The organism is Delftia acidovorans SPH-1 (assembly GCF_000018665.1).
GTDB lineage: Bacteria > Pseudomonadota > Gammaproteobacteria > Burkholderiales > Burkholderiaceae_C > Comamonas > Comamonas acidovorans.
The window spans coordinates 6,706,844-6,732,708 of the sequence record NC_010002.1 but is presented as its reverse complement, the minus strand read 5'-3'; the positions used below and the strand labels follow the sequence as shown (position 1 = coordinate 6,732,708).

22 protein-coding genes are annotated in these 25,865 nt (G+C 67.9%); 14 read left to right on the top strand and 8 right to left on the bottom strand.

What is annotated here, in order from left to right; genetic code table 11:
* Nucleotide 1: 1 nt before the first annotated feature.
* Entirely contained in the window at nucleotides 2-862 is an 861-nt protein-coding gene (locus tag DACI_RS30475) for a branched-chain amino acid ABC transporter permease (RefSeq protein ID WP_012207821.1), read from the bottom strand.
* Between the two features lie 196 nt (nucleotides 863-1,058).
* A complete protein-coding gene (locus tag DACI_RS30470) occupies nucleotides 1,059-2,264 on the bottom strand; it encodes an ABC transporter substrate-binding protein (RefSeq protein ID WP_012207820.1) in 1,206 nt (401 codons plus the stop codon).
* 244 nt (nucleotides 2,265-2,508) lie between these two features.
* Here DACI_RS30470 and DACI_RS30465 point away from each other — a divergent pair, with 244 nt between their 5' ends.
* Together DACI_RS30465 and DACI_RS30460 are read left to right on the top strand one after the other, a co-directional pair.
* Complete coding sequence (locus DACI_RS30465; RefSeq protein WP_012207819.1) at nucleotides 2,509-3,525, top strand: FadR/GntR family transcriptional regulator; 1,017 nt, start codon at nucleotides 2,509-2,511, stop codon at nucleotides 3,523-3,525.
* 112 nt (nucleotides 3,526-3,637) lie between these two features.
* Entirely contained in the window at nucleotides 3,638-4,654 is a 1,017-nt protein-coding gene (locus DACI_RS30460) for a Bug family tripartite tricarboxylate transporter substrate binding protein (RefSeq protein ID WP_012207818.1), read from the top strand.
* Between the two features lie 79 nt (nucleotides 4,655-4,733).
* Here the strand turns inward: DACI_RS30460 and DACI_RS30455 are convergent, their stop codons facing one another.
* Entirely contained in the window at nucleotides 4,734-6,092 is a 1,359-nt protein-coding gene (locus DACI_RS30455) for an aspartate aminotransferase family protein (RefSeq protein ID WP_043783060.1), read from the bottom strand.
* 245 nt (nucleotides 6,093-6,337) lie between these two features.
* Between DACI_RS30455 and DACI_RS30450 the strand changes: the two genes are divergently transcribed.
* Nucleotides 6,338-7,306 (top strand): LysR family transcriptional regulator, encoded by a 969-nt coding sequence (locus tag DACI_RS30450; RefSeq protein ID WP_012207816.1) that lies wholly within the window; start codon nucleotides 6,338-6,340, stop codon nucleotides 7,304-7,306.
* Between the two features lie 421 nt (nucleotides 7,307-7,727).
* On the opposite strand, the gene DACI_RS30445 is transcribed toward DACI_RS30450, so the two are convergent.
* Nucleotides 7,728-7,985, bottom strand: coding sequence for a DUF2061 domain-containing protein (locus DACI_RS30445; RefSeq protein ID WP_043783055.1), 258 nt, complete (start codon nucleotides 7,983-7,985; stop codon nucleotides 7,728-7,730).
* Between the two features lie 150 nt (nucleotides 7,986-8,135).
* On the opposite strand from DACI_RS30445, the gene DACI_RS30440 reads away from it, so the two are divergent.
* From DACI_RS30440 to sigJ, 6 genes are all read left to right on the top strand, one after another.
* Nucleotides 8,136-11,270 carry a PAS domain S-box protein gene (locus DACI_RS30440; RefSeq protein WP_012207814.1) on the top strand — a complete coding sequence of 1,045 codons (3,135 nt, stop codon included), beginning with the start codon at nucleotides 8,136-8,138 and terminating at the stop codon, nucleotides 11,268-11,270.
* 39 nt (nucleotides 11,271-11,309) lie between these two features.
* A complete protein-coding gene (locus DACI_RS32675; RefSeq protein ID WP_012207813.1) occupies nucleotides 11,310-11,906 on the top strand; it encodes an Hpt domain-containing protein in 597 nt (198 codons plus the stop codon).
* Nucleotides 11,903-12,904, top strand: coding sequence for an HD-GYP domain-containing protein (locus tag DACI_RS30435; RefSeq protein ID WP_012207812.1), 1,002 nt, complete (start codon nucleotides 11,903-11,905; stop codon nucleotides 12,902-12,904). The genes DACI_RS32675 and DACI_RS30435 overlap by 4 nt, the downstream gene beginning before the upstream one ends.
* A gap of 94 nt (nucleotides 12,905-12,998) precedes the next feature.
* Nucleotides 12,999-13,523, top strand: a complete 525-nt coding sequence (locus DACI_RS30430) for a GNAT family N-acetyltransferase (RefSeq protein ID WP_043783050.1) — start codon at nucleotides 12,999-13,001, stop codon at nucleotides 13,521-13,523.
* A gap of 88 nt (nucleotides 13,524-13,611) precedes the next feature.
* Nucleotides 13,612-14,112, top strand: coding sequence for an NUDIX hydrolase (locus DACI_RS30425; RefSeq protein ID WP_012207810.1), 501 nt, complete (start codon nucleotides 13,612-13,614; stop codon nucleotides 14,110-14,112).
* A 70-nt stretch (nucleotides 14,113-14,182) separates the two neighbouring features.
* Nucleotides 14,183-15,124 (top strand): RNA polymerase sigma factor SigJ, encoded by a 942-nt coding sequence (sigJ, locus tag DACI_RS30420; RefSeq protein ID WP_012207809.1) that lies wholly within the window; start codon nucleotides 14,183-14,185, stop codon nucleotides 15,122-15,124.
* An 8-nt stretch (nucleotides 15,125-15,132) separates the two neighbouring features.
* Here sigJ and DACI_RS30415 read toward each other — a convergent pair whose 3' ends face one another.
* The 3 genes from DACI_RS30415 to fur form a co-directional block, all read right to left on the bottom strand.
* Complete coding sequence (locus tag DACI_RS30415; RefSeq protein WP_012207808.1) at nucleotides 15,133-16,347, bottom strand: DUF1501 domain-containing protein; 1,215 nt, start codon at nucleotides 16,345-16,347, stop codon at nucleotides 15,133-15,135.
* Nucleotides 16,348-16,364: 17 nt separating this feature from the next.
* Nucleotides 16,365-17,942 (bottom strand): DUF1800 domain-containing protein, encoded by a 1,578-nt coding sequence (locus DACI_RS30410; RefSeq protein WP_043783046.1) that lies wholly within the window; start codon nucleotides 17,940-17,942, stop codon nucleotides 16,365-16,367.
* Between the two features lie 143 nt (nucleotides 17,943-18,085).
* Entirely contained in the window at nucleotides 18,086-18,511 is a 426-nt protein-coding gene (gene fur, locus DACI_RS30405; RefSeq protein WP_043783043.1) for a ferric iron uptake transcriptional regulator, read from the bottom strand.
* 157 nt (nucleotides 18,512-18,668) lie between these two features.
* Here fur and DACI_RS30400 point away from each other — a divergent pair, with 157 nt between their 5' ends.
* The 4 genes from DACI_RS30400 to DACI_RS30385 all read left to right on the top strand — a co-directional run bounded on the left by DACI_RS30400 (nucleotide 18,669) and on the right by DACI_RS30385 (nucleotide 21,481).
* Nucleotides 18,669-19,217 (top strand): outer membrane protein assembly factor BamE, encoded by a 549-nt coding sequence (locus tag DACI_RS30400; RefSeq protein ID WP_043783039.1) that lies wholly within the window; start codon nucleotides 18,669-18,671, stop codon nucleotides 19,215-19,217.
* A 124-nt stretch (nucleotides 19,218-19,341) separates the two neighbouring features.
* Entirely contained in the window at nucleotides 19,342-20,178 is an 837-nt protein-coding gene (gene dapB, locus DACI_RS30395) for a 4-hydroxy-tetrahydrodipicolinate reductase (protein WP_012207804.1), read from the top strand.
* Nucleotides 20,179-20,242: 64 nt separating this feature from the next.
* Nucleotides 20,243-20,977: a MotA/TolQ/ExbB proton channel family protein gene (locus DACI_RS30390; RefSeq protein WP_012207803.1), complete on the top strand. Its 735-nt coding sequence runs from the start codon at nucleotides 20,243-20,245 to the stop codon at nucleotides 20,975-20,977.
* 24 nt (nucleotides 20,978-21,001) lie between these two features.
* A complete protein-coding gene (locus tag DACI_RS30385) occupies nucleotides 21,002-21,481 on the top strand; it encodes an ExbD/TolR family protein (protein ID WP_012207802.1) in 480 nt (159 codons plus the stop codon).
* Nucleotides 21,482-21,508: 27 nt separating this feature from the next.
* Here the strand turns inward: DACI_RS30385 and DACI_RS30380 are convergent, their stop codons facing one another.
* Nucleotides 21,509-22,723: a mechanosensitive ion channel family protein gene (locus tag DACI_RS30380; RefSeq protein WP_043783749.1), complete on the bottom strand. Its 1,215-nt coding sequence runs from the start codon at nucleotides 22,721-22,723 to the stop codon at nucleotides 21,509-21,511.
* A 362-nt stretch (nucleotides 22,724-23,085) separates the two neighbouring features.
* Between DACI_RS30380 and leuS the strand changes: the two genes are divergently transcribed.
* Nucleotides 23,086-25,821: a leucine--tRNA ligase gene (leuS, locus tag DACI_RS30375; RefSeq protein ID WP_012207800.1), complete on the top strand. Its 2,736-nt coding sequence runs from the start codon at nucleotides 23,086-23,088 to the stop codon at nucleotides 25,819-25,821.
* Nucleotides 25,822-25,865 lie beyond the last annotated feature (44 nt).

The following is a 25,865-nucleotide window of genomic DNA, read 5'->3' as shown; positions in this document are numbered from 1 at the left end:
TTCATCCTTTGCGGCCCAGCAGGCCATGGGGTCGCAGCAGCAGCACCGCGGCCATGGCCACGTAGATCATCAGGCGCGCGCCCTCGGGCCACAGCGTGCTCATCACGCTTTGCACGATGCCGATCAGCAGGCCGCCGACCAGGGCGCCGCCGAAGCTGCCCAGCCCGCCCACGACCACGATCACGAAGGCCACGCCCAGCGCCTCCACGCCCATGAAGGGCTCGGCGCCGCGTATGGGCGCAGCCAGCACGCCGGCCAGCGCCGCCGTGGCCGCGCCCAGCGCGAACACCAGGCTGAAGATGCGCAGCACGTTCACGCCCAGCAGGGACACCATCTCGGTCGATTCGCTGCCCGCGCGCACCGCGCTGCCCAGCCGCGTGCCCTCCAGCAGCCACCACAGCAGCACGGCCAGCACGGCGGTGAAGCCGATCACGAACAGCCGGTACTTGGGATAGACGAAGCTGCCCCACATCACCACGCCCTGCAGCAGATCGGGCACGGCCACGCTGTCGCCCAGCGGGCCCCATTGCACGATCACCAGCTCCTGCACCACCAGGGCCAGGCCCACGGTGACGATGATGTGGAACTCATGCGCCTTGGCATACACATGGCGCAGCATGAGCTTTTCCACCAGCCAGCCCAGCGCGCCCACGGCCAGCGGCACCACGACCAGGGACAGCCAGAAGCTCATGCCCCAGCGCGTCATCTGGTAGCAGAAATAGGCGCCCAGCAGGTAGAAGGCACCGTGCGCGAAATTCACGAAACGCAGCAGGCCGAAAACGATGGACAGGCCCACGGCCAACAGGAAATACAGCATGCCTATGCCGATCCCGTTGATGGTCTGAAGCAGATAGATGCTCATACAGGGTCCGAAACGATGGACGAAGGAGGCGGCGCGGAATGCGCGATGGTTTGAACCCCGTGCGACACAGGGCTGAGCCCTTGAACCGGCACGGCCCAACTCGGGGACACCGAGCAAGGGCCGCCCCGCCGCGAGGGTGTCGTCCCCCTCCCGAAGGAGAGGAAGGCGCGCAGCGCCTCAGGGGGTGCCTTCCATCTCAAGCTAATTTGCAGCCGGTCTGATCTACGGGCAGGAAGGACTTGCCTGAGCTGACCACATCCACGTAGTCGTCCTTGTTCTTCATCTTGGACTTGGCCTTGCCCTTGAGCAGGTAGTAGCTCTTGAGCACCTGGTGGTCGGCCTTGCGCACCTCTTCCTCGCCCGTCAGGCCCTGGTACTTCATGCCTTCCAGCGCGGCGACCACGGCCTTGGGGTCGGCCGTGCCGGCCTTGATGATGGCGTCGATCATCAGCTTGGTGCAGATGTAGTGGCCGGCCAGGCTGTAGTTGGGATTGGCCTTGAACTTGTCGTTGCAGCGCTGCACCAGATCGCGGTTGAGCGGCGTGTCCACCGTGTGCCAGTACTGGGCGCCGAAGTACACGCCGTCGCACAGGTCGGCGCCCAGCGATTCGAACTGCTCCAGCCCCGAGGCCCAGGCGATCAGGATGGTCATGTTCTTGTTCATGCCGAAGCTGATGGCCTGGCGCAGCGTGTCCGAGGACTGGGCGCCGAAGTTCAGCAGCAGCAGCACGTCGGGCTTGGCGGCCACGGCATTGGTCAGGTAGCCGCTGAACTCCTTTTCGGTCAGCGAGTGGTAGCTGTTGCCCACATGCTCGATGCCCTTTTCCTTGAAGATGTTCTTGGCCGCCGTCAGCAGGCCGTCGCCGAAAACGTACTGCGGTGTGATGGTGTACCAGCGCTTGGCCTTGGGCAGGGCCTCGACCAGCGGGCGCACGGTCTGCTCGATGGCGCCGAAGGTGGGCGCCGACCAGCGGAAGGTGGCGCTGTTGCAGTCCTTGCCCGTGATCTCGTCGGCGCCTGCGGTGGTGATGAAGATGCCGCCGGTCTTCTCGGCCTCCTTGCCCATGGCCAGCGCCTCCGACGACAGGATGCCGCCTGCGAAGAAGCGCGTGCCCTGCTGCTGCGAAGACTCCTGCAGCTTGCGCACGGCCGTGGCGGGCTTGCCCTCGGTGTCCAGCACGGTGTAGGCCAGCGGGCGGCCCAGCGCCTTGCCGTACTGCTCGATGGCCAGCTTCATGCCCAGATCCGCATACTTTCCGTTGGCCGCGAAGGCGCCCGACATGGGCACGGGGCAGGCGAACTGGATGCTGTCCTTGGACTGCGCCCAGACGCTGCGGCCCAGGCCCAGCGATGCGGGCAATGCGCCCAGTGCCGAGAGTTGCAGGAGGTGACGACGTTGCATGGGATCTCCGTGATGGGGACTGAAGGCGCGGCGGCCCGGGTACGCTTTTCAGAGCAAGTTGCATGCCAGTCGAAATGGGTGCGTGCAGGCTCCTTGATTCATATTTATAGTGATAAATAGAAGAAATAGGGCGCGTGCTAACCCTAGGCGGGCACGGCCACGCGCCATGGCGGTGCATACTGCACCAAACCCGCATGCAGACTGGGCGCGGACACGATCCGGTGCCCTTCCGGAGAACACAACAATGGATACACCCAAGTCGCCCACCCTGGCAATCCGGCAGCTCAAGCGCCCGGATCTCGTGGCCCAGGAGATCAAGCGCCTGATCACCGAAAAGAACCTCAGCCCCGGCGACCGCCTGCCGCGCGAAAGCGAGCTGCAGGCACAGTTCCAGGTCAGCAAGGGCACGATCCGCGAGGCCCTCAAATCGCTGGAAGTGCAGGGGCTGATCACCATCTCCACCGGCCCTTCGGGCGGTGGCACGGTCGTCGAGGTGCCGCTGGACCGCACGCTGCAGTTCATGCAGAACTACCTGTTCTTCCAGGAGGTGACCATCGACGACATCTACACGGTGCGTCAGATGCTGGAGCCCGAGCTGGCGGCAGGCGCCGTACCCCATCTGACCGAGGCGGATTTCGACGCGCTGGAGCACAGCATCGCCTGCTGCGACCCCACGCAAAGCAGCGAGGACCTGGTGAGCCAGCGGCGCGAGGACGTGAACTTCCACGACATCCTTGCAGCGGCCAATCCCAACCCCTTCCTGCGCTTCACCTGCGAGCTCATCAACGAGATGATTCGCCAGCTCATCGTCTTCGCCAACCGCACGCCCCAGTCCGAGCACCGACGCTTTGGCGAGGCCAATGCCCGGATCCACCGCGACATCGTGCAGGCCGCACGCGAACGCGATGCCGTGAAGGTGCATGCGCTGATGCAGCAGCACATGCGGGATGCGGCCAGCAGCGTCAAGCGCATGAAGGGCCGCATCCAGGGGCGGCTCATCCTGGATGCCGACAGCCTGCGCAGCCCGCGTCCGCAACGCGCCGTGCAGCCGGTGGAAAAGCCGGCGATGGCAGTGCCGAGGACTGCACCAAAAAAGGCACCGAAACCGGCAGCAAAAGCAGCGCCAACAACAACGGCAAGGCCGGCCGCAAAGACCGCCGCAAAAGCCGTCGCGAAGACCACCGCAAAGGCGGCTCCGAAGGCGCCCGCCAAGTCACCGTCGGCGCGTCCCGCCGCAGCACGCAAGCGCGCGGCCTCCTGAACTGTCCCGCGCCGGTCATTGCCGGCCCAGGCCACGCGTTTCGCGCCGCCCGCTGCTGGTATGCTGCCGCGCGCTCGGCCTTCACGCATTCCACCCCTCACGAGACAACAGCATGAGACAAACCCCTTTCGCATCTTCCCGTACCCCTGCCCTGTGGCGCGCCCTGGCCGGCGGCCTGGCGCTGGCGGCCACGCTGGCGGCGCCCTTCGCCCATGCCCAGGGCGCAGGCAGCTATCCGTCCAAGACCATTCGCCTGGTCGTGCCCTTTGCGCCTGGCGGCTCCACCGACATCCTGGGCCGCCTGCTGGCGCAAAAGATGGGCGAGAGCATGCACACCACGGTGGTGGTGGACAACAAGCCCGGCGCCAACGGCACCATCGGCTGCGACCTGGTGGCCAAGGCGCCGGCCGACGGCTACACCGTGGTGCTGGGCGATGTGGGCTGCATGGCCATGGCCAAGGGCCTGTACACCAAGCTGCCCTATGACCCGCTGCGCGACTTCGCGCCCATCAGCCTGGTGGCACGCAGCCCGCTGGTGCTCACCGTGGGCGCGCAAAGCCCGTTCCACTCGCTCAAGGAGCTGACGGCGGCGGCCCAGGCCCAGCCCGGCAAGCTCAACTACCCCTCGTCGGGCACGGGCGGCCCCAACCACCTGGGCGCCGAGCTGTATGCCATGCAGGCCAAGGTCAAGATCGGCCACGTGCCCTACAAGGGCAGCGCGCCTTCCGTGGTCTCGCTGGCAGCCGGCGAGACCGACTTCGGCTTTCTCACGGCCGTGACGATTGCCGCGCAGCTCAAGGCCGGCAAGGTGCGCGCCCTGGCCGTGGCCCACAACGAACGCCTGCAGTCCATGCCCGACGTGCCCACCATGTCCGAGGCCGGCCTCAAGGACTTCACGGCCGATGCCTGGTTCCTCGCGGCCGTGCCCGCAGGCACGCCCAAGCCCATCGTGGACAGGCTCTACGCCGAGATCGCCAAGGCCCTGCCCGCGCCCGAGGTCAAGGAAAAGCTGGACGCCATGGGCGTGCTGCCCTCGGGCCTCAAGCCCGATGCCTCGGCCCAGTTCCTGCGCGTGGAAGTGGACAAGTGGCGCGATGTGATCAAGAACGCGGGCATCACGCTGGACTGATTCCGCAGCCCTGCCGTTGCCATGTAAAAAGCCCCTGCGGCCTCACGGCCCAGGGGCTTTTCTCATGTGCCGGAGATGCTCAGTTCGTTTCCGTCAGGGCATCGCCCAGGGCGCTGACCAGCCGCTCGATCTCGGCCTTCTCGCTGATGAAGGGCGGCGCGATCTGGATGGTGTCGCCGCCGTAGCGCACGTAAAAGCCCTTGTCCCAGCACTTCATGGCGATCTCGTAGGGACGGCGGGCCGGCTCGCCGGGCAGCGACTCGATGGTGAAGCCCGCAGCCAGGCCGAAGTTGCGGATGTCGGCCACATGCTTTGCTCCCTTGAGGCTGTGCACGGCCTGCTCGAAGAACGGGGCCAGCGCGCGCACGCGGCCCGGGCCGTCCTCGCGCTGCAGCAGGTCCAGCGCGGCCACGCCTGCTGCGCAGGCGATGGGGTGGGCCGAGTAGGTATAGCCGTGCGGGAACTCCAGCATGTACTCGGGGCCGCCCGCCGCCATGAAGGTGTCGTAGATCTCCCTGCTGGCCACCACGGCGCCCAGGGGCTGGGCGCCATTGGTCACCTGCTTGGCGATGTTCATGATGTCGGGCGTGACGCCGAAGGCCTCGGCCCCCGTCATGGCGCCGCAGCGGCCGAAGCCCGTGATGACCTCGTCGAAGATCAGCAGGATGTTGTTCTGCGTGCAGATCTCGCGCAGGCGCTGCAGGTAGCCGGCCGGCGGAATCACCACGCCGGCCGAGCCCGAGAAGGGCTCGACGATGACGGCCGCAATGTTGCTGGCGTCATGCAGTGCGATCAGGTCCAGCAGCCGGTCGGCCAGCGCGCGGCCATCGGTGGCGGGCATGCCTTTGTGGAAGGACCCCAGCGCCGGCTGCGTGTGCGGCAGGTGGTCGGCCTCCACGCCCTGGCCGAAGGTCTTGCGGTTGCCCACCATGCCGCCGACCGAGATGCCGCCGAAGTTCACGCCGTGGTAGCCCTTCTCGCGCCCGATCAGCCGGGTCTTGCCGCCCTGGCCCTTGGCGCGCCAGTAGGCGCGCGCCATCTTCAGCGCCGTGTCGGCCGCCTCCGAGCCCGAGCCCGTGAAGAACACATGGTCCAGGCCCGCAGGCGTCAGCTCCTTGATCTTGTTGGCCAGCGCGAACGAGGCCGGGTGGCCGAACTGGAAGGCCGGCGCATAGTCCAGCTGCTGGGCCGCGCGGCCGATGGCTTCGGCGATCTCGCGGCGGCCATGGCCCAGGCCCGAGCACCACAGGCCCGACAGGCCGTCGAAGATCTTGCGGCCGTCGGCATCGGTGTAGTAGGCGCCCTGGGCGCTGGTGATCATGCGCGGGCGCGCCTTGAACTCGCGGTTGCCGGTGAAGGGCATCCAGTGGGCGTCAAGCCAGGCGGCATCGGTGCGCGTGGCGGCTGCAGTGCCTTGTTCGGTGGGAACCAGGGTCATGGTGATCTCCTCGGGCCGGGAAAGAAATAAAGGAACCGGCCCATTGTGATCGTGCCTTTTGATTTCTCGAAGTGCGTGATATCGAGGTTCACTTGCGGATTCCTGCAAGTGAGCAGGGGCTTGCCGATCCGGGCCCGGAGAGCGCGCATTGTGGGAATCCATGGCCGTCTCCGCCCTGGTGCTCGCCTATAGTGGCTCCCCTGTAGTGGTGGCCGGTTCAGGCGGGCACCGGGAGGCGAAGGGCGATGGCGGATTTTTCGATGGACAGCACCCCAGGCCGCCCGGCGCGGGACGGGCGTGCGCGCGCCGCGCTGGGCCAGTTGGGCGACATGGACCTGCGCCTGCTGCGCGTGTTCAAGGCCGTGGTCGAGTGCGGCGGCATGTCGGCTGCCGAGCTGGAGCTGAACATCGGCAGCTCCACGCTGAGCCGCCATATGAAGGACCTGGAGGAGCGCCTGGGCCTGACGCTGTGCCGGCGCGGGCGCGCGGGCTTTGCGCTCACGCCCGAAGGCCATCGCATCTACGAGGCCACCTTGCAACTGCTCGGTGGCGTGGAAGGCTTCCTGGGCCAGGTGGACGACATCCATGGCCGGCTGGCCGGCACGCTGGACGTGGCGCTGTTCGACAAGACCGTGGGCAATCCGCAGTCGCGCATTCCCGAGGCGATCGGCGTTTTGCACGACCAGGCGCCGCAGCTGCATCTGCGCCTGCATGTGGCCTCCATCCAGGCCATCGAGCGCGGGCTGATGGAGGGGCGCTGGCAGGTGGGCGTGCTGCCATCGGCACCCAGTTCGGGCGCGCTGGACAGCGCCCGGCTGTTTGGCGAGCGCATGCAGCTGTATTGCGCTCCCGGCCATCCGCTGCATGGCGCCGACCATGATGCGCTGGACTGGGACAGCCTGGGCGCGCATGCCTTCGCAGGCCTGGGCTACCAGTCGCCCAACATGGCGCTCAGCCACCAGGCCGGCCTGCAGCGCCAGGCCACCGGTTTTGACCAGGAGGCCATTGCCATGCTGGTGCGATCGGGCCGCTACCTGGGCTTTCTGCCCGATCACTATGCACAGGCCATGCAGGACCAGGGCCTGCTGCAGGCCGTGGCACCGCACCGCTTTTTCTATCTGTGCGATTTCTTCGCCGTCTGGCGCAATGCCGTGGCCCCTGGGCGTGCGGCCCGGGTGTTCATTGACGCCCTGCTGGCCGTGCACCATGGATGAATGGGTTCATCACAGCCTTGTAAAGAGGAAATTCACAGGTTTGATATCAGGATGTGCACAGGTTTTTGCACAGCTTGTGCTCAGGTTTTTGCAGTGTATGCGCTTGACAATGTTTGGCATTGTGGCCGGTGCCAGGGCTTCAGTCCGCCCCGATTGCGCCGACATTCATGCATGGATTCCGTGTCGGCCCTGGGCCGTACGAGCAGCGCCTTGATACCAACGATTTCGCATTTCCCGGGTTCTTGCCACCATGCGCCGCCATGTCCACCTCTCTTGCCGCCACGGCAGGGCCGGGTTTCAGCCCGTGCCGCCATCGACCATCCTGGCCAGGGTCTCGGCCAGCCATTTCCCGAATGAGTCTGCGCCAAGGGGCTGCATGGGTGCCGGCATGGGCATGTTCATCTCCGCGCTCCCGGCAGGCTCAGGCTGCAGCCGTGGGCGGCGCCATGACGGCGGCATCGGCACGGCGGCGCAGGCCCCGTTCCCAGAGCTTTTCATGGAAGAAGAAGGCCACGGCCTGGACGGTGGGCTCCAGCAGGCTGAGCGTCAGCGCGGCCCAGAGGTTGCGGGTCACGGCATAGGCCACGGCCGCCGCCACCGTGACGTGGATGACGTAGTAGCTGGCGGTTTTCATCAGCGTGTGGCGGTGATGGTGCAGGGTCTGGCGGATGCGGGTCATGGGGCTTTCCTCGGGGCTTTTCTCGTGATGAGACTCCATGCTAGGTGTGATCAATAGCTGCGGCCAATCGAAAATGATTATCAAAGACATGAAGACTATCGATGGCGGGCAGGCAGGTGCCGTGGCCCTGTGCCATTCAGGGGGGGCGCCATGAATTGGGACGAGATCTTTGTGCTCGGATGGGCACCCCATCCGCAGTGGTTCCAGTGGCTGCATCCGGGCCTGGTGGCGCTGTCGGTGGTGGTGGCCGTGGCCACGTCGATGATGGCCATGCAGATCGCGGGGCTGGCGCGCAATGCCGCCTCGCCCCGGATACGCCGCACCGGCGTGCTGACCGGCGCCTTCTGCCTGGGCGCCGGCATCTGGGCCATGCACTTCATCGGCATGCTTGCCTTCGTGCCCTGCACCTTCGGCGACTACGACCCCTGGATCACCGCGCTGTCCATGCTGCCCAGCATGCTGGCGTCCTGGCTGGCGCTGACGCTGATGGTGCGGCCCCGGCTGTCCGCCCAGGCGCTGGTCGGCGGCGGCGTGCTCATGGGGCTGGGCATTGGCTCCATGCACTACATCGGCATGGCGGCGGCCCAGACCTGGAGCCTGATGCTCTACGACCCCTGGGGCGTGCTGCTGTCGGTGATCGTGGCCGCCACCATGGCCATGCTGTCGCTGTGGGTGCGCTTTCGGCTGGGCAACACGGGCCGCCTGTGGCCCACCCTGGTCGCCGGCATAGTCATGGGCCTGGCCATTTCCTGCATGCACTATGCGGGCCTGTACGCACTGCGCCTCAAGCCCGGTATCGATGCGCTGGCGCAGCAGGAGGCGCCCACGCATGCGCTGCTGGTGTTCTCCATCGTGGGCGTGGTGGTGCTGGTCTTCGGCCTGGTGCTCGCGGTCAACATGACGCTGCGCTACCGCCAGATCTACCGGCAGGTCCAGCGCAGCGAGTCGCGCCTGCGCGCCGTGGTGGATACGGCGGTGGACGGCATCGTGATGATCGACGGGCGCGGCAGCATCGTCTCGTTCAACGGCGCGGCCGAGCGGCTGCTGGGCTGGACGGCGCAGGAGGTGCTGGGCCGCAGCGCCAGCCTGCTCATGCCCGCGTCGGGCTGCGATGGTGAGGGCGGCTCGCTGGAAAAGCAGCTGGCCGCGGGCTTTGCAGGCCTGCTCGGCTCCAGCCGAGATGTCCATGCCCTGCACAAGGACGGCACGCAGATCGCCGTGCGCCTGGCCGTGGGCCGGGTGGCGATTGCGGGCGATCCGCTGTTCGTGGGCTTTGTGACCGACATCCGCGAGCGCCGCCAGATGCTGCAGTCGCTGCGCCGCAGCGAGGAGCAGTACCGCACCCTGATCAACAACGTGCCGGGCACCACCTTCCGCTGCCTGTACGACGGCAAGTGGACGCCGCTGCTGCTCAGCCGCTCCATCAAGGAGCTGACCGGCTGGACGGAGCAGGACTTCACGGATGGACTCACGGGCTGGGACCGGCTCATCCATGCCGAGGACCGCGACCGGCTGGAGGCTGCGGTCTCGCATTCGCTGTCACGGCGCCAGACCTACAACGCCGACTACCGCCTGCTGCACCGCGACGGCAGCACCCGCTGGGTGTCCGAGACCGGGCGCGGCGTCTTCAACGAGCACGACGAGCTGACCTGGATCGACGGCGTGATCATGGACCAGACGGCGGCGCGCGCGCGCAATGCCGAGTTCGAGGGCACGGTGCGCGCCATCGACCTGTCGCTGGCCACCATCGAGTACGACCTGCTGGGCCAAGTGCTGCGCGCCAACCGCAATTTCCTGGACCTGTTCGGCTACCGGCTCGACGAGGTCGCGGGCCGCCACCACGGCATGTTCTGCGAGCCCGGCTATGCCCACACGCCCGAGCATGAGCAGTTCTGGCGCCGCCTGGCCGAGGGCGAGTTCCAGGCCGGCGAATTCCTGCGCTGCGGGCGCGAGGGGCGGCGCATCTGGGTGCAGGCCACCTACAACCCCATACGCGACGCCGACGGCCGGCCCTACAAGATCGTCAAGCTGCTCACCGACATCAGTGCCCAGCGCAAGCTGGCCCAGGAGCTGGTGCTGGCCAAGGAGCATGCCGAGGCGGCCGCCGCCGCGCGCAGCACCTTCCTGGCCAACATGAGCCACGAAATCCGCACGCCCATGAACGCCATCATCGGCTTCACCGAGGCGCTGCGCGAAACCGCCCTGCAGCCCACGCAGGCGCGCTACCTGGACACGGTGCACTACGCGGCGCGCTCCATGCTGCGCCTGCTCAATGACATCCTGGACACGGCCAAGCTCGACAAGGGCGCGGTGGAGCTGGAGATCGAGGATTTCTCGGTGCGCGAACTGTGCCAGCAGATCCTGGCGTCGCTGCGCATCACGGCCGACCGCAAGGGCCTGGACCTGCGCCTGGACTACGACCCGCACACACCGGCCGCGCTGCGCGGCGACGGCATGCGCGTGCAGCAGATCCTGGTGAACCTGCTGGGCAATGCCGTGAAGTTCACCGAGCGTGGCCATGTGCTGCTGCGCGTGCGCTACGAGCAGGGCGTGCTGCAGCTCGATGTGCATGACACGGGCATCGGCATCGCGCCCGAGAAGATCCACCGCATCTTCGACCCCTTCGCCCAGGCCGACGCCTCGACCACGCGGCGCTTTGGCGGCACGGGCCTGGGCACGACCATCTCGCGCCAGCTGGCCGAGCTCATGGGCGGCAGCATCCAGCTGCACAGCACCGTGGGCGTGGGCACGGTGTTCGAGGTGCGCCTGCCCCTGCCCGTGGGCGAGAACCAGCTGCCCGAGCGTGGCGCGGTCAGCCGCGGCCTGCCGCCGCTGCACATCCTGGCCGTGGACGATGTGCCCGAGAACCTGGAGCTGCTGCAGATCAACTTCTCCAGCCAGAACCACCAGATGGCGCTGGCGCATGACGGCGCCGAGGCGCTGCGCCGCGTGCAGGCGCAGGAGCCGCCCTTCGACGTGGTGCTGATGGACCTGCAGATGCCGGGCATGGACGGCCTGGCGGCGGCGCGTGCCATCCGCGTCTGGGAGCGGCAACTGCAGCGCCGGCCCGTGCCCATCGTCGCGCTGTCGGCCAGCGTGCTGGAGAAGGACCGCAGCGACGCCAGCGCCGCCGGCATGGACGGCTTTGCCTCCAAGCCGCTGGACATGGCGCGGCTGCAGGCCGAGATCGCGCGGCTGCTGTCGCTGCAGGTGGCGCTCAAGGAGGCCAGGCCGCCCGCGCCCGCCAGTGCCCAGGCGGGGCTGCCCGATGTCACGGTGGACTAGGCCTCGGGCATTGCGCTGTGGGGCCGGGTCGATCCGCTGGTGGCCGCCATACGGCGCTTTCTGAACGAGCAGCTCGACTTGGCCGATCGCCTGCGCCGCGCCCTGCAGCGTCCGGGGACCGAAGCCCTGGTGGGCCTGGCGCACCGCGTGCGCGGCGCGGCAGGCAACCTGGGGCTGCAGGCCGTATACCGCCTGGCATCGCGCCTGGAAGGCCATGCGCAGGATGGCGCCCCGCAGCCCCAGCTGCTTGCCCTCATCGACCAGTTGCAGCAGGCGCTGGATGCGGTGACGCAGGAGCTGCGCCAGCGCCATCCGGCCGCCATGCCGGTGGCCGAGGTCGCGGGCCAGGCGCTGCCCGGCGGCACGGCACCGGCGCCGCCCGTGGCCGATGCCGGGCCGCAGGGCGGCGCGTCCTGCCTGCCGGCCGATGCCCGGCCCTGGCTGGAGCGCATCATTGCCGCATTGCAAAGCGGGGAGCTGGACGGGCAGGCCATGCAGGCCCTGGTGCGCATGCTGACGGCCGAACAGCTGCAACCACTGCAGCAGGCACTGGATAATTTCGACTTCGAGCGTGCGCAGGAATGCGCCCAGCAGCTGCAGCAGCAACTGCCCTCGATCGATGGAGACAGAGCATGAATGCGCCCAATCTACTGGCAACGGACAAGCGCCCGCGCCTGCTGCTGGTCGATGACGACCCGACCAACCTGCATGTGCTGCGCCAGATCCTGGGCGAGGACTACCGGCTCTCGTTCGCCACGGACGGGCGCAAGGCACTGCAGCTGGCACAGCACCAGCCGGACCTGATCCTGCTGGACATCATGATGCCCGAGCTCGATGGCTACGCCGTGTGCCGCCAGCTCAAGGCACAGGCCGACACCGCCCGCATCCCGGTGATCTTCATCACGGCCCTGTCGGACGGGCAGGACGAGGCGCTGGGCTTTGCCTCCGGCGCGGTGGACTACATCGTCAAGCCCGTGCGTGCGCCCGTGGTGCGCGCGCGGGTGCGCAACCACCTGTCGCTGGTCAAGCTCGACGAGTTGCGCAGCACCCGCCTGCAGATCGTGCAGCGCCTGGGCCGCGCGGCCGAGTACCGCGACAACGAAACCGGCATGCACGTGATCCGCATGAGCCACTACGCAAAGACGTTGGCGCTGGCGGCCGGCTGCACCGACGAGTGGGCCGACGACCTGCTCAACGCCGCGCCCATGCACGACGTGGGCAAGATCGGCATCCCCGACGCCATCCTGCTCAAGAACGGCCCGCTGACGGCCGAGGAATGGACGGTCATGCGCCGCCATCCGCAGATCGGCGCCGAGATCATCGGCGAGCACGACTCCCAGGTGCTGCAGATGGCCTACAGCATTGCGCTGACCCATCACGAGAAATGGGACGGCACGGGCTACCCGCAGGGCCTGGCGGGCGAGGACATTCCGCTGGCCTCGCGCATCGTGGCCGTGGCCGACGTGTTCGACGCGCTCACCACGGAGCGCCCCTACAAGCACGCCTGGACCGTGGACGACGCCATGGAGCACATAGAGCAGCAGGCCGGCGCCCACTTCGACCCGCGCCTTGTGCCGCTGTTCATCGGCCTGCGCCCGCAGCTGGAAGACATACGCGAGCGCTGGAAGGATTGACTGCACCGGCAGCACCGATTCCGGCAGGGCATGCTGGGGCATGGGCCATCGCTTACCCTGGCGGGCCTGCCATCGGCGCTCAAATGACCTGTCCATGTCTTCTCCACCGCCCCTCGCTGGCCGCTTCCATGTCCGCGCACTGACCGCTGCCGACCTGTCCGATCTGCTGCACATCCAGCTGGCCTGCTATGGCGCGGACTATGCCGAGAGCGGCGAGGTCTTTGCGCGGCGCCTGGCCAGCGCGGCGAACTGCTCGCTGGCGCTGGAGCAGGGCGGCCGGGTGCGCGCCTACCTCGCGGCCTACCGCAGCCGGATGGCCAAGATCACCCCGCTGCACGGTGACTTCGAAGCCGTGGAGCAGGCCGACACCCTCTACCTGCACGACATGGCCGTGCACCCCGACGCTGCAGGCCAGGGCCTGGCGCGCGCGCTGCTGGCGCCGCTGTGGGACAGGGCGCGTGCCGAGGGCCTGCGCCACACGGCCCTGGTCTCGGTGCAGGGCTCGCGCGGCTACTGGGAGCGCCATGGCTATGCCGTGCAGGCGCTGGTGAACCCGCTGCAGCAGCAGCGCCTGGACAGCTATGGCGATGGTGCGCTGTACATGGTCCGGCCGCTATAGGCGCGGTGTCGCGCGGGTGGCCGGCAGGGCGTGTTGAGGGCGTGTTGATGGGGTTTTGGCCGGGACGTGGCGGCCGCCTCTGGTCATAATGCGCGCCATGCCCGATCGCTGGAAACCCAATGTCACTGTGGCGGCCATCATTGAGCGCGATGGCCGTTTTCTGCTGGTGGAAGAAGACACGGCCGATGGCGTGCGCTACAACACGCCCGCAGGCCATCTCGACCCGGCCGAGTCGCCCATCGCCGCCTGCGTGCGCGAGGTCGATGAGGAAACCGCGCACGACTTCGTGCCCACGGCCCTGGTCGGCATTTACCTGAACCGCTTCGTGCGCACGCGCACGGGTTCGGACATCACCTATCTGCGCTTTGCATTCACGGGCGAGCTGGGTGACTTCCGGCCCGGCCAGCCGCTGGATGACGGCATTCTGCGCACGGTCTGGATGACGCTGGACGAACTCAAGGCCTGCGCAGCCCAGCACCGCAGCCCGCTGGTGATGCAAAGCATCGAGGACTACCTGGCCGGCCGCCGCTACCCGTTGGAGCTGATCCATACCGATCCCAGCGTGATGCAGGCTCCGCAGCCCCACTGAGTCACCAAGGCACCGAGCACCATGCCGGCCCTGTCTGTCACAAAACGCCACGCTCCCGCGTCTTGATGGCATGCAGACCTCCTCCGCCACCGACGATCCTCTGGCGCTGTTCGAGCGCCACCGCCCGCGCCTGTTCGGCCTGGCCTACCGCATGCTGGGCCAGCGCGCCGATGCCGAAGACCTGGTCCAGGAAGCCTGGCTGCGCTGGCATGGCGCCGAGCGCGCCGGCATAGAGCAGCCCGAGGCCTGGCTGGTCTCCGTGACCACGCGCCTGGCCATAGACCGGCTGCGCCGCCTGCGCGCCGAGCGCGAGCACTACCAGGGATTCTGGCTGCCCGAGCCCCTGGTCCAGCCCTGGGCCGAGGAGGCCGCGCCCTCGGCCGAAGACCTGCTGGAGCGTGCCCACGACGTGTCCACGGCCCTGATGTTCGTGCTGGAGCAGCTCACCCCCGACGAACGTGCGGCCTTCCTGCTGCGCGAGATCTTCGATGCCGACTATGCCGAGGTGGCCCAGGCCCTGGGCCGCAGCGAGGCCGCCTGCCGCCAGCTCGTGCACCGCGCCCGCAGCCATGTACAGGCCGGCCGCCCGCGCTTTGCCGCGCCGCCCGAGGCCCATGCCGCGCTGCTGCAGCGCTTCGCGCAGGCCGTGCAGGGCGGGAACTTCGCGCAGATCCAGGCGCTGTTCGCGCCCGATGCCGAACTCATCAGCGACGGCGGCGGCAAGGTGCCCTCGTTCGGCCGCGTGCTGGAGACGGGCCGGCGCCTGGCCCTGCTGTACTTCGCCACCACGCGCCGCATGCGGCGCAACGGCCAGCAACAGAGCCTGCATCTGGCGCGCGTCAACGGCCTGCCGGGCCTGCTGCGCTGCATCGACGGCGAACTGGAGTCCGTGCAGACGCTGCTGGTCGAGGACGGCCTGATCCGCTGCATCTACACGCTGCGCAACCCCGACAAGCTGGCCGGCGTGGCCGTGCCGGCGCCACTGCCGTTCCCTGCAGGCCCTGCAGCGTAGTCAGAGGGTCAGATGAACTGAAGATCGCGGGGCGTGACGCCCTCGAACACGCGCTGCAGCTGGGCCGGGCTCAATCCATACATGCGCTGGAACAGGCCGCCCAGCACGGCGCGGTACTCGTTGAGCACGGGATGGTCGCGGTTCTGGAACAGGTTTTTCTGGTTGACCTCGACCTGCTCGCCCACGATGCGCCCGCCAGCGCGCGAGGACAGCCCGCCGCCCAGCAGCCAGTAGGTCGTGCCGTGGCCGTGGTCCGTGCCCTTGTTGCCGTTCTCGCGGAAGGTGCGGCCGAACTCGCTGATCACCACCACCACCGTATGCCGCCAGGCCTCGGGGCCGATCTCCTGGGCAAAGCCGGCCAGGCCCCGGCCCAGCTCGTCCAGCCGCCCGGCCAGCGCGCCCGTGGCGCCGCCCTGGGCCACGTGCGTATCCCAGCCGCCCACATCGACGAAGCCCAGGTCGAAGCGCTCGCGCATCAGGGCCGCCATGCGCTGCGCCACCAGGGCAAAGCCGCGTGCGCTGATGGCATTGCGCCCGGCCTGGTCCATTTCCTCCTGCACGCTGCGCTGCACGGCATCACGCACCGCAAAGCCCTCCTGCACGGCCGGGCCCAGGGCAGTGCCCGCGTACATGGCGGCAATGGCCTGGCTGCGGCGATCGTCCAGGCCGCCCTTGCCCACGGATGCCAGCGCCATGTTGGCGGCCGGCAGGCTGCCGCGCAGCAGCAGCGGAAGCTGGGGCGTGAAGGCCATGGGCGATACCGCCGTGCGGCCATCCTGTCCCAGCACCTGGGCCAGCCGGTTCAGAAAGCCCGACTGGTAGCTGCGGCGCCCGTCCAGGCCCTGGCCCAGCTCGATGGAGTCCTGCGTCTCGAAATGGCTGCGCGACAGGTCGTGCGTGCCCGCAAAGGGCACAAAGCAGGCCTGGCCTGCCTGGAACAGCGGGTGGATGCTGTCCTGCAGCACCGGGTGCAGGCCCCAGCGGTCGTCCAGCGCCAGGGCGCCCCGGGCCTCGCCGGGCCGGGCAATGGCGATGCTGGGGCGGGCCTCGTAGTAGAAGTCGCTGTGCGTGGGCACGAGCAGGTTGCTGCTGTCATAGGCGCCACGCAGGAACACCAGCAGCAGGCGCGGCGTGGCTGGCCGGGGCGTGGCGGCCTGCAGCCGGCCCAGGTGGGCGGCAAAGGGCAGGGTGGAGGCCAGGGACAGAAAGTGGCGTCGCTGCATGGACAGTCTCCCGGGGGTCAGCGGAACATCATTTCGGGGGCGGACAGGAAGTAGGTATTCCAGTCCGCCGGATTGCGGGCCTGGGCCAGTGCCGCCTGCGTGGCCTGGCTCCACTGCGGCAGGCGCTGGCGCACGCTGGCCAATTCCGACAGCGTGGGGTAGGGCGGCTTCTCCAGCGCGTCTGCGGGGTCGGCGCGGAACAGCACGGCGCTGCGCGTGGCGATCTGGCGCGCCACCTCGAAGCGCGCCGCCATCTGGCCCGAGCTGGCCCAGTCGGACTGCATCTGCGGATAGCCGTCCGGCGTCTCGTGCGCATAGAGGTTCTGCCCCAGCCGGTTGACCCAGCCCAGCACCGGCGCCACGTCGGCCGCCACGCGCTGGTCCACCGACAGCCGCGTGGCGGCCAGCACGTAGTGCAGCGGATCGCGGAACTTGCGGCCGAAGCGGGCGGCCTCCGGATCGGTCAGCAGCGCCGCCACGGTGGCCGCGATATCGCCCCGGCTGCGCGTGAAGGCCTGGGCCGTGCGCTGCACCAGGGCGGGCGGCGGATCGTCGGCAATGAAGAACACCGCCAGCTTGCGCGCGATGAACTGCGCCGTGGCCGGCGAGGCGACGATGCGGTCCAGCGCCTCCTGGACCTCGGCCATGCCGCGTGCGTGCATGGGCTGGCCCAGGAAGGACTTGGGGCCGTAGTCGTGCCGGTTGGGGTTGAACTCGAAAAAGCCCGAGCGCAGGTAGTCGCCCTGGCGCTCGGGGCGCATGCGCGGCGGCGGCGTGCCGGCCGGCTGCAGGCTGATGCCCACGCCGGTCAGGATGCGCGCCATCTCCTGCACATCGGCCTGGGTGTAGCCGCTGCCCACGCCCATGGTGTGAAGCTCCAGCAGTTCGCGCGCGTAGTTCTCGTTGATGCGGCCTGCCGCATTGCTGGCGTTGTCCAGGTAGCGCAGCATGGCCGGGTGGCGCAGCGAGGCTTCCAGCAGGCTGCGAAAGCTGCCCAGCGCATGCGGGCGTATGGCCTGCTCCTCGTAGTCGCCCACCCAGGCGCGGATATCGGCCTTGCGCAGGCTGACGCTGAAATGGTTCATCCAGAACCAGGTCATTTGCTCCTGCAGCTGTGCCGGCGAGTACAGCGCGCGGATCACGAAGCGCTTCTGGGCATCGTTGCCCAACTGGTTCAGCGTGCGCTGGTAGGTCTGCTGCAGCGTGGCCTTTTCATCGGCCGATGCCGCCTCCTGCACGGCCTTGCGCTGGGTCTCCAGTTCCAGCAGCACCTCGTTCATGGGGCGCTGGCTGATGCCCAGCTGGTCAATCCGCTGCTGTGCCTGCGGCGGCAGCGGCCGGGGGCCGGGCTGCAACTGCCGGGCCAGCCAGGCCTTCAAGCCCAGGCGCTGCAGCTGTGCATCCTCGCTGTCGGTGGCGCCCCAGGTCACGCGGTCCAGCCATTGCTGGCGCTGCGCGGCGGTGAGGGGGGCATCGGGCAGGGCCTGGATTGCGGGCGTTGCGGAGGAGGGCGGCGCCTGCAGGGGCGCGCAGCCCGTGGCCAGGGTGATGGCGCAGAACGTGAGAGCGATGGCGAACGGCGATGTGCGGCGCATGGTGTCTCGGTGGGTAGGGGGCATCCATTGGACGCCAGCATCCTCCGCCCATGTGCTTCGCCCTGTAAAGCGCCGGTAGCAAAAAGTAAAAGGCAAAAAAAAGCGGAGTGTGAAGCACTCCGCTTTTTCTGAGGGACCCGGCCTTACTTGGTTGCCCGGCTTGCGCACTCCGCACAGTGTCCATACAGGGCCATCGAATGGTCCTGGATCACCCAGCCCTTGGCCTTGGCGATCAGGTTCTGGCGCTTTTCGATATCGGGATCGTAGAACTCCTCGACCTTGCCGCAGCTGGTGCACACGAAGTGGTCGTGGTGCTGGCCTTCATTGAGTTCGTAGACGGCCTTGCCGCTCTCGAAATTGCTGCGGATGAGGATGCCGGCCTGCTCGAACTGCGTGAGCACGCGGTAGACCGTGGCCAGGCCGATGTCCGAGCGTTCGTCCAGCAGCACGCGGAACACGTCTTCGGCCGTCATGTGGCGTTGCGCACCCGTCTGGAAGATCTCCAGGATCTTCAGGCGGGGAAGCGTGGCCTTCAGGCCGGTACTCTTGAGTTCGTCGATGTTCTTCATGTCTGGGTCTTTGGCAGAGACTGCCCGCTGGACTGCCACCATGGCAGGCGCGGGGCGGCGAACAAAAATGGCCCTGGTGCCAGGGGCGTCGCATGATCGCAAGCCCTAGGGACCAGCCGCTACAATGATCCACGATCATATCCCTATGCTGATACCAATGCATGTTCAAGCCCGTTGCCGCACGAGTGCGGCCCTGATGCTGTCGATCGGGGTGGCGCTGGCAGGCTGCAGCAGCCTCGATGGCGCCGCGCACCGAGTCGCCAATGTCGTCACTCCCTACAAGGTCGAGGTCGTCCAAGGCAACTTCGTCTCCCGTGAACAGGTCGAGGCCCTGCAGCCCGGCATGAGCCGCCAGCAGGTGCGCGACATTCTCGGCACGCCGCTGGTCACCAGCGTATTCCACGCCGACCGCTGGGAATATGTGTTCACCATCAAGCGCCCCGGCGTCGATTCGCAGGTGCGCAAGCTGACCGTCTTCTTCAACGGCGACCTGTTTGCCCGCTCAGAAGGCGACGAGATGCCCACCGAGGCCGAATTCGTCGCCAGCCTGGGCTCCAAGAAGAAGCTGGGCAAGATTCCGCCGCTGGAAGCCAGCGAGGAGCAGCTGTCCAAGTTCCCGGCCGCCAAGCCTGTGGAGGAGCCCGTGGCCGCCGAGCCGCCGCCCGCAGCGGCCAGCTACCCGCCACTGGAATCCGGCGCCCGTTGATATCGCCGCCCGCGCGCCGCAAGGCATGCGGGCGTTTTTCCGTGGATGAAGGCCGCCGCAGCGCCTGTCTGGCGCCGCTTTTGCCTGCTGTCCATGCATTGAGCTTGTGCATCCCTTTCCCGACATGAACGCCACGACTGCCACTTCCTCCAGCAACAACCAGCGCCTGCGTGTGGCCGTGGCCGGCGCCTCCGGCCGCATGGGCCGCATGCTGATCGAGGCCATCGCGCAAAGCGATGACCTTGCGCTGGCCGCCGCGCTGGACCGCGCCGACAGCCCTTCGCTGGGCACCGATCCCTCGGCCTTCCTGGGCCAGCCCAGCGGCATTGCCATCGAAAGCGATGTGCGTGCCGCGCTGTCCAAGGCCGATTGCCTGATCGACTTCACGCGCCCCGAAGGCACGATGGACCACCTGGCCATCTGCGCCGAGCTGGGCGTCAAGCTGGTCATCGGCACCACGGGCTTCAGCGACGAGGAAAAGGCCCGCATCGCCGAGTACGCCCAGCGCACGGCCGTGGTGCTGTCGCCCAACATGAGCGTGGGCGTGAACGTCACCTTCAAGCTGTTGGAGATGGCGGCCAAGGCGCTGTCCAGCGGCTATGACATCGAAATCGTCGAGGCCCACCACCGCCACAAGGTCGATGCCCCCTCGGGCACGGCCCTCAAGATGGGCGAGGTCATCGCCGAAGCCCAGGGCACGAAGCTGGCCGACCGCGCCGTCTACGAGCGCTTCGGCCACACCGGCGCGCGCGAGGACAACACCATCGGCTTTGCCACCGTGCGCGGCGGCGACATCATCGGCGACCACACGGTGCTGTTCGCGGGCACGGGCGAGCGCATCGAGATCTCGCACAAGTCCAGCAGCCGTGCCGGCTATGCGCAGGGCAGCCTGCGGGCGGCGCGCTTCCTGGCTGGCAAGGCAACGGGCCAGTACGACATGAACGATGTCCTGGGTCTGTGATGGCACAGACCCTGGGCCGTAGCGCCGCATACCTCTCTTTGGCCATACGGGCGAGATAAATACCATGACCGGTCCACTCTGGCTCTGGTGGCAGCAAGGCGACGCCGTGGCGCGCGGCACGGCGCTGCTGCTGCTGGCGCTGTCGGTGGCCAGCTGGGTGGTCATCGTCTGGAAGATCTGGTTCATGGCCGCCAGCCGCCGCCGCGTTCCACAGGCCATTGCGGCCTTCTGGAGTGCGCCGGACCTGGCCACGGGTCAGGCCCGCATGGCCGAGGGCGATCGCCAGCAACTGGTGGCGCCCATGGCCGGGGCCGTATCCCAGGCCCTCGCGCCCACGGGCAGCAGCGGCATGGCGCTCTCGGGGCGCGCAGCGCGCTCCGTGCGCCTCACGCGCGGCCTGCGCCAGGCGCTGCAGTCGGCCAGCCACCAGCTTCAATGGGGCCAGACCCTGCTGGCCACCGTGGGCGCCACGGCGCCCTTCGTCGGCCTGCTGGGCACCGTCTGGGGCATACACCACGCGCTGGCCACGCTGGCCGGCAGCGGACAGATCGGCATCGAGCAACTGGCCGGCCCTGTGGGCGAGGCCCTGGTGATGACGGCAGCCGGCCTGGCCGTGGCCCTGCCAGCCGTGCTGGCCTATAACCTGCTGGGCCGCGCCGCCGCCCAGATGGAAGCCCTGCTCGAAGGCTTTGCCCATGACCTGCAGGCCATGTTCGGCCTGGAGCAGCCCGGGCAGGTGCAGCCGGATGACGGCATGCCCGTCGCCGGCCTGCCGGCCGGCCCCATGGACGCGCCCTGACCGGGCGGCCAGGCAGGAGCGCACATGGCCTTCGGACGACTGAGCGGCAAGGAGAGCGCCCCCCAGCCCATGCACGCCATCAACGTCACCCCGCTGGTGGACGTGATGCTGGTGCTGGTGGTCATCTTCATTCTTGCGGCACCCATGCTGGCCGCCTCCCTGCGCGTGCAATTGCCCCAGGCCCAGGGCACCCAGCCCATGGCGGCAGCGGGCGAGGACGATGCGCTGCTGCTGGAGGTCGATGCGCAGGGCGCGCTCTGGGTGCAGGGCCAGCCCACCACGCCCGAGGCACTGCGCGAGCGCCTGGCCCGGCTTGGCGCCCGCAATCCCCAGGCCGAGCTGCAATTGCGTGCCGACCAGGCCGTGCCCTATGGCCGCGTGGCCGAGCTCATGGGCTGGGCACACGCGGCAGGCCTGACGCGCATGGGCTTCGTGGCGGAGCCTGCGCGAAGCCAGGAGGGCCGGTCCGCCGCCGTCCTGGGCCCCTCCGGCGCCGGGCGCTGAAGCGCCGCCGGGCCTGCGCCCGCGAACCTATTCCTGCCCTTCGGGCCAGCGCTCGCTGCCCGCCAGCCGCAGATGCTGGCCATGGTCCGAGGAACGCTGGTACAGGCTGAGTCCGAACAGCGGCAGCATGCCGATCAGGTGGTCGAAGATCGCGCCCTGTATGGCCTCGTACTCCACCCAGACCGTGGTGCTGGTGTAGCAAAACAGCTCCAGCGGCACCCCCATGGGAGAAGGCTCCATGGTGCGCACCAGCAAAAACATGTTCGGCGTCTTGTGGATGTGCGGATGGCGCAGCAGGTAGGCGTATGCATAGGCCTTGAAAACGGCCAGATTGCTGAGTTGCTGCGCGGCCATCTCGCTGCCTGCAGGCGCGTCGGCCATGCGCAGGTCGCCGCTGCGGGTCCAATGGTCCTTCAGGGGCTCCAGCAGCGCCAGTTTCTGCCGCTGCTCGGGCGTCAGCAGGCGGATGGTGTGGGCGTCTATGTGCAGCGAGCGGCGGATGCGGCGCCCGCCCGACTCGAACATGCCGCGCCAGTTCTTGTAGCTGTCGCTCATCAGCCGCCAGGTGGGAATGGTGGTGATGGTCTTGTCCCAGTTCTGCACCTTCACCGTGTGCAGCGCGATGTCGATCACGAAGCCATCGGCGCCGACCTGGGGCATCTCTATCCAGTCGCCCACGCGCAGCATGTCGTTGGAGCCCAGCTGCACGCCGGCCACGAAGGACATGATGGTGTCCTTGAAGATCAGCATCAGCACGGCCGAGGCCGCGCCCAGGCCCGACAGCAGCAACAGCGGAGAGCGGTCCACCAGCGTGGCGACGATGAGCACGATGGCGATCAGGAACACCAGCAGCTTGCCCAGCTGCACATAGCTCTTGATCGAGTGGGCCTGCGTGGCCTTGCGCTCTTCCTTGAGCTCGTGCGCCTCGTTCATGGCGTTGAGCAGGGCGCTGATCACGCGGGCCACGTGGTAGATGGTGCAGGCGATGGCCAGGTTCAGGATCAGCGTGGCCCACTGCGGCTGCAGCTGCGGTATGGCCTGCACGCCCGACTGCATGACCAGCGAAGGCACGGCCTTGGCCAGCCGCTGCAGCACGCTGTCGTGCAGCAGCACCTGCGCCCATTCCATCTCCACCAGCGTGCTGCGCATGCGCGGAAGCACACGCAGCAGCAGCCATTGCACGACAAACCCCGCCGAGCGGGCCAGCAGCACCAGCGCACACAGCGCGGCCAGGGCCTGCATGACGGGATCCCAGCCGGAAATCAAAGACCAGTTCAGCAAGAAAAACTCCAGGGCATTGCAGTGCCGGCCTGCCTGCGGCCGGCACCATGAGGCCGCGCGCGGTGGCGGCATGCCCGGGAGATGCGCATCGGTTCCTGCGCAAGCCCGGGCTGGCGATGGAGGAACGCCTGCGGCATGGCGCCGCAGAGTTGGCAAGCATACGCAGTGCGGCTTTTCCCCGTGCCACAGGCGGGCAAGCGGCCGCCGATGACGCAGTACCGCCTGCGGGCTTGTGGGCGGCTTCGGGCACGGCCGGGCCGGGGGCCTAAAATCGCCGGTTGATTCCGGCAATCCACCTTGTCAGGCCCCTGGGCCGCAGCACCATGCAAGAGAAATACAACCACATCGACGTTGAGCGCGCAGCGCAAGACCACTGGTCCGCCCGCGACGCTTACCGCGTGACCGAAGACCAGGCCAAGCCCAAGTTCTACGCCTGCTCCATGCTGCCCTACCCCAGCGGCAAGCTGCACATGGGCCATGTGCGCAACTACACCATCAACGACATGCTGACGCGCCAGCTGCGCATGAAGGGCTACAACGTCCTCATGCCCATGGGCTGGGACGCCTTCGGCCTGCCGGCCGAGAACGCTGCGCTCAAGAACAAGGTGCCGCCCGCGCAGTGGACCTACGACAACATCGCCTACATGAAAAAGCAGATGCAGGCGATGGGGCTGGCCATCGACTGGAGCCGCGAGATCGCCACCTGCGACCCCGACTACTACAAGTGGAACCAGTGGCTGTTCCTGAAGATGCTGGAAAAGGGCATTGCCTACCGCAAGACCCAGGTCGTGAACTGGGACCCGGTGGACCAGACCGTGCTGGCCAACGAGCAGGTCATCGACGGCCGCGGCTGGCGCACGGGCGCGCCGGTCGAAAAGCGCGAAATCCCCGGCTACTACCTGAAGATCACCGACTACGCCCAGGAGCTGCTGGACCATGTCCAGGTGGGTGGCGACAAGGCCACGCTGACCGGCTGGCCTGAAAAAGTCCGCCTGATGCAGGAAAACTGGATCGGCAAGAGCTCCGGCGTGCGCTTTGCGTTCACCCACGACATCCGTGGCGCCGACGGCCAGCCCATCCAGGACGGCCGCCTGTACGTGTTCACCACGCGCGCCGACACCATCATGGGCGTGACGTTCTGCGCCGTGGCGCCCGAGCATCCGCTGGCCCTGCACGCCGCCGCCACGAGCCCCAAGCTGGCCGCCTTCATCGAAGAGTGCAAGAAGGGCGGCACCACCGAGGCCGAACTCGCGGTCAAGGAAAAGGAAGGCCTGCCCACGGGCCTGTTCGTCACGCATCCGCTGACGGGCGCCCAGGTCGAGGTCTGGGTCGGCAACTACGTGCTCATGAGCTATGGCGACGGCGCCGTCATGGGCGTGCCCGCACATGACGAGCGTGACTTCGCCTTTGCGAAGAAGTACGGCATCGCCATCCGCCAGGTCATCGCGGTCGAAGGCGAGACCTTCAGCACCGAGGCATGGGCCGACTGGTACGGCGACAAGCAGCGCGCTGTCTGCATCGAATCCGGCGAACTCGACGGCCTGCCCCATGCGGCGGCCGTGGACAAGGTGGCCGAACTGCTGGCCGCCAAGGGCCTTGGCGAGAAGAAAACCACCTGGCGCCTGCGCGACTGGGGCGTGAGCCGCCAGCGCTACTGGGGCACGCCGATTCCCATCATCCACTGCGAGGACTGCGGCGCCCAGCCCGTGCCCGCCAAGGACCTGCCCGTGGTCCTGCCCCAGGACCTGGTGCCCGATGGCTCGGGCAACCCCCTGATCAAGAGCGAGGCCTTCCACGCCGGCGTGGTCTGCCCCTGCTGCGGCAAGAGCGCGCGCCGCGAGACCGACACCATGGACACCTTCGTGGACTCGTCCTGGTACTTCATGCGCTATTGCGACGCCAGGAACAGCGAGCAGATGGTGGCGGAAGGTGCTGAGTACTGGATGCGGGACCAGAATGCCGCCACCGGCGGCAGCGGCATGGACCAGTACATCGGCGGCATCGAGCACGCCATCCTGCACCTGCTGTACGCGCGCTTCTGGACCAAGGTCATGCGTGACCTGGGCCTGGTCAAGGTCGATGAGCCCTTCACCAAGCTGCTGACCCAGGGCATGGTGCTCAACCACATCTACAGCCGCCGCACGGCCAAGGGTGCCAAGGAGTACTTCTGGCCCAAGGATGTCGAGCATGTGTTCGACGAGACCGGCAAGATCGTGGGCGCCAAGCTCAAGGCCGAGGTGGACAGCGCCGATGGCCTGCTGCCCGTGGGCACGGACATCGACTACGAGGGCGTGGGCACCATGTCCAAGTCCAAGAACAACGGCATCGATCCGCAGGAGCTGATCGAGAAGTACGGCGCCGACACCGCACGCCTGTACACCATGTTCACCGCGCCGCCCGAGCTGACGCTGGAGTGGAACGATGCCGCCGTCGAAGGCAGCTACCGCTTCCTGCGCCGCGTCTACAACTTCGGCGCCAAGCTGTCGCAGATGGACATGGCCGGTGCCGTGCAAAGCGTGGCCGGCGCCAAGTCGCTGGACGACGTGGAGTTCGGCAAGGCCGCCAAGTCCCTGCGCCTGGAGATCCACACCGTGCTCAAGCAGGTGGAATACGACTACCAGCGCATGCAGTACAACACCGTGGTCTCGGGCGCCATGAAGATGATCAACGCGCTGGAGGACTTCAAGTCCTTCGACGACGCGGGCGCCCAGGTGGCGCTGATCGAAGGCTTCGGCATCCTGCTGCGCGTGCTCTACCCGGCCACGCCCCACCTGGCCCATGCGCTGTGGAGCGAGCTGGGCTACGCCGCCCACCTGGGCGACGTGCTGGATGCGCCCTGGCCCCAGGTCGATCCCCAAGCTCTGGTGCAGGACGAGATCTCTCTGGTGCTGCAGGTCAACGGCAAGCTGCGCGGGGCCATCCTGGTGTCCTCGACGGCCGACAAGGCCGAGATCGAGCGCATCGCCCTGGCCAACGAGGAATGCCAGAAGTTCACCAACGGTGCCGTGCCCAAGAAGGTGATCGTGGTGCCTGGCCGCCTCGTGAACGTCGTGGTCTGACCCCCTGGGCGCCGGGCCTGCCCGGCGCCCACAAGGAACCAAGC